This is a genomic window from Neorhizobium vignae, assembly GCF_000732195.1.
Classification (GTDB): domain Bacteria; phylum Pseudomonadota; class Alphaproteobacteria; order Rhizobiales; family Rhizobiaceae; genus Neorhizobium; species Neorhizobium vignae.
In genome coordinates, this window is record NZ_JNNU01000077.1 from 1 (window position 1) to 217 (window position 217).

The 217-nt window shown below is 51.2% G+C and carries 1 rRNA gene; it reads right to left on the minus strand.

From position 1 onward, the window contains the following. A 16S ribosomal RNA gene (locus tag GQ59_RS30420) occupies positions 1 to 217 on the minus strand; the annotation flags it as partial.

Here is a 217-nt window from a genome sequence, read left to right on the forward strand (position 1 = left end):
TCGATACCCGCACCTTCGAGCTTCAGCGTCAGTTGCGCTCCCGTCAGCTGCCTTCGCAATCGGAGTTCTTCGTCATATCTAAGCATTTCACCGCTACACGACGAATTCCGCCAACGTTGTGCGTACTCAAGGAAACCAGTATGCGCTGCAATTCAGACGTTGAGCGTCTACATTTCACAACACACTTAATCTCCAGCCTACGCTCCCTTTAAACCCA